Here is a 3,336-nt window from a genome sequence, read left to right on the forward strand (position 1 = left end):
CCGTCCTGCGCGCGGGCACCACCGGGCGGGGCGGCGACCGCCCGCGCGGTGCCCGACTCCAGTGCCTCGACACGCTGCAGCAGCGCGACCATGGAATCGTCGGCCGAGGGCAGCAGCAGCTTGGCGCAGAGAATCTCCAGCAGCAGCCTGGGAGAGGTGGCGCCGCGCATCGACCCCATCCCCTCGTGCACCATGTCCGCGCACCGCGCGAGGGTGGCGGGCCCGATGTGCTCGGCCTGGCGCCGCATGGTGTCCGCCTGCTCGACCGGGGCGTCAACCAGTCCGCGCTCGATGGCCTGGGGCACCGACTGCACCATGATCAGGTCCCGCAGCCGCTGGAGCAGGTCCGCGGCGAACCGGCGGGGGTCCAGCCCGGCCTCGATGACCTTGTCGACGGTCCGGAACAGCGTGGCACCGTCCCCCGCGGCGAGGGCGTCCACGGTGTCGTCGATCAACGCGACCTCGGTGGCCCCCAGCAGGCTCACCGCACGCGGATAGGTGATGCCGTCCTCACCCGCGCCGGCCATCAGCTGGTCCAGCACGCTCAGCGTGTCCCGCGGGGACCCGCCACCGGCGCGGATGACCAGAGGGAAGACCGTGGGTTCGACCTTCACGCCCTCCTGCTCGCTGATCCGCTCGACCAGCCCGCGCATCGACGACGGCGTGAGCAGGCGGAACGGGTAGTGATGCGTCCGCGAGCGGATGGTCGGCAGCACCTTCTCCGGCTCGGTGGTGGCAAAGATGAAGATGAGGTGCTCCGGCGGCTCCTCCACGATCTTGAGCAAGGCGTTGAAGCCCGCGTTGGTGACCATGTGAGCCTCGTCGATGATGAGCACGCGGTACCGCGACGACGCCGGCGCGAAGAACGCCCGTTCACGCAGGTCCCGGGTGTCGTCCACGCCGCCGTGGCTGGCCGCGTCGAGCTCGGTGACGTCGAGCGTGCCCGTGCCCCCGGGGGCAAGCGCCACGCAGGAGTCGCACTCCCCGCACGGCGTGGCGGTGGGTCCCTCCACGCAGTTCAGCGACCGGGCGAGAATGCGGGCGGACGACGTTTTGCCGCACCCCCGCGGGCCGGAGAAGAGATAGGCGTGGTTGATGCGACCGGAGGACAGGGCCACCGAGAGCGGCTCGGTGACGTGCTCCTGGCCCACGACCTCGGCAAAGGAGGCGGGGCGGTACTTCCGATAGAGGGCCACGTGTAGAGGGTACCCAGGGGGTACGACGACGAGGACTGCCCTACGCGTCCCGAAACACACCCTCCCGAAATGACCGGAGGGGCCGCGTCTCCGCAGCCCCTCCTGACGTCCCTCGCGCGGCGGTGCGGGCCCCCTCAGACCCTCGCGGCGCGGTTCCGGACCAGGATCAGAGCACCGGCCCCTCGCAGCCCCTCAGCCGCACTCCGGTGCCCGATCCCTTGTGGGGTCCGGACGGTAGAGATACAACCATGCCGACCTGCGGCGATCAAGGTCCTACAGTTGTTGACTATTGCTCAACTGCGCGAGCGGGATCATTCGTGCACGTCAGCGGCACCGCCGCCGCCCACGACGGCGAGCCCACTGAATGGGAACGTGTTGTAGATCACGTTCGAACCCACAGTGCAGGTGAAGGCGGCGAGGCACACGGCGTCGGAGCACGAGTGGGGGCGCGCAGGCCGCCCGCGACGGTGATTAACGAAGGGGGAGGCGCCGTTACATCACTTTCGCGCGTCGCGGCACGCGGCGAGCAGCGCGCACAGTCCCACCACGTCCATTGCCGTCTCGACCTCCGCCAGTGGCGGCAGTGTGGGGGCCAGACGGATGTGACGGTCGTCGGGATCCTGCCCGTACGGATAGGCCGAACCCGCCGGGGTTAGCGCGACCCCGACCGCCTTGGCCAGACGGACTGTCTCCGTGGCGGTGCCGTCCGGCACCTCGAGGTCGATGAAGTACCCGCCCTCGGGGCTCGTCCAGCGGGCCACCTCGTACCCGCCGAGCCTCCGGTCCAGCGCGGCGGCGGCCGCCTCGAACTTCGGAGCCACGATCCCGCGGTGCTTCTGCATGTGGTCCCGCACCCCGTCGGCGTCGCCGAAGAAGCGCGCGTGGGCCAACTGGTTGACCTTGTTGGGCCCGATCGACCGCTTCCCGGTGTGCCCCAGGTACCAGTCGAGGTTCGCAGTGGAGGCGGAGAGAAACGACACGCCCGCCCCGGCGAAGGTGATCTTGGAGGTGGAGCACACCTGCAGGAATCGATTGGGGTGACCGGCCTCGGCGGCGAGCGAATCCACGTCGGGCACCTTGGGGAAGTCCTCGGTCAGCGTGTGGACCACGTAGGCGTTGTCCCAGATCACCCGGAAGTCCGGGGCGGCCGCGGCCATGCGGGCCAGCCGGGACACGGTGTGGTCGCTGTAGACGGTGCCGGTCGGGTTGGAGTAGATCGGCACACACCACATGCCCTTGATCGACGGGTCCGTGGCGACGAGGTGCTCCACCTCGTCCATGTCCGGTCCGCTCTCCCCCATCGTCACCGGGATCATCTCGATACCGAGGGCCTCGGTGATGCCGAAGTGTCGGTCGTACCCGGGGACCGGGCACAGCCAGCGGAGCTTCGGCTCGTCCTTCCAGGGACGCTCGGAGTCGGGCGTCCCGAACAGCATCGAGAACGTCAGCAGGTCGTACATGATCGACAGGCTCGCGTTGTCCTGCGCGATCACGCGGCCGGCGTCCACGCCGAGGAGGTCGGCGATGATCTCCCGGAGCTCCGGCAGTCCGGCGCCGCCGCCGTAATTGCGGACGTCGGTCTTGCCGGCCTTGTGGTCGCCCTCCCCCGGCAGCGACAGCAGTCGCTCGGAGAGGTCCAGTTGCTCGGGAGAGGGCTTGCCGCGGGTCAGGTCCAGGGCCAGGCCGCGGTCGGCGAGCGAGTCGTACTCGGAGGACAACTCCGACTCGAGTCGAGCGAGTTCGTCGGCGGAGAGATCGGACAGCGCCATAGTGGCCTCCGGAGGATCGACATCGTCGGTGGTCTTTGTACCCAGACGTAAAGGGACCCCGCGCACCCGCCAGAGCCCGCTGACCCTTGCTGCCTTCCGGCCCTGGGGGAGTTCACAGGATGGACGCCGCGCGGGGTCCGGTGACGAGTCTAGCCGTGCCGCCCCGGCCGTTGCACGCAGCCCGGGATGTGGCCGGTGATTCCCGGATGGTTTGCCAGTGGTTGGCCGCGCTGGGTACTCTCGTCCACGGAGGATTCGCCTAGTGGCCTATGGCGCTCGCCTGGAACGCGGGTTGGGGTTTATAGCCCCTCAGGGGTTCAAATCCCCTATCCTCCGCCGCAGACGCGGCCCGGTGCTCTCGAGCCCGGGCC

General features: G+C 69.6%; 2 protein-coding genes, 1 tRNA gene and 1 other RNA gene. 1 reads left to right on the forward strand and 3 read right to left on the reverse strand.

The window, feature by feature from the left end:
* The 3 genes from G6027_RS01480 to ffs all read right to left on the reverse strand — a co-directional run.
* The coding region (locus G6027_RS01480) for a DNA polymerase III subunit gamma and tau (protein ID WP_182634765.1) at window positions 1-1,196 on the reverse strand (1,196 nt) is incomplete at its 3' end.
* A 497-nt stretch (window positions 1,197-1,693) separates the two neighbouring features.
* The gene (locus G6027_RS01485) at window positions 1,694-2,965 is read right to left on the reverse strand and encodes an aminotransferase class I/II-fold pyridoxal phosphate-dependent enzyme (RefSeq protein ID WP_182634767.1); all 1,272 of its coding nucleotides are present in this window, start codon (window positions 2,963-2,965) and stop codon (window positions 1,694-1,696) included.
* A gap of 47 nt (window positions 2,966-3,012) precedes the next feature.
* An RNA gene (ffs, locus tag G6027_RS01490) (signal recognition particle sRNA small type) lies at window positions 3,013-3,107 on the reverse strand.
* 106 nt (window positions 3,108-3,213) lie between these two features.
* Between ffs and G6027_RS01495 the strand changes: the two genes are divergently transcribed.
* Window positions 3,214-3,301 (forward strand) — tRNA-Ser (locus G6027_RS01495).
* Window positions 3,302-3,336: the final 35 nt, after the last annotated feature.

The sequence above is a fragment of the Dietzia sp. SLG310A2-38A2 genome, from assembly GCF_014145095.1.
Lineage (GTDB): Bacteria > Actinomycetota > Actinomycetes > Mycobacteriales > Mycobacteriaceae > Dietzia.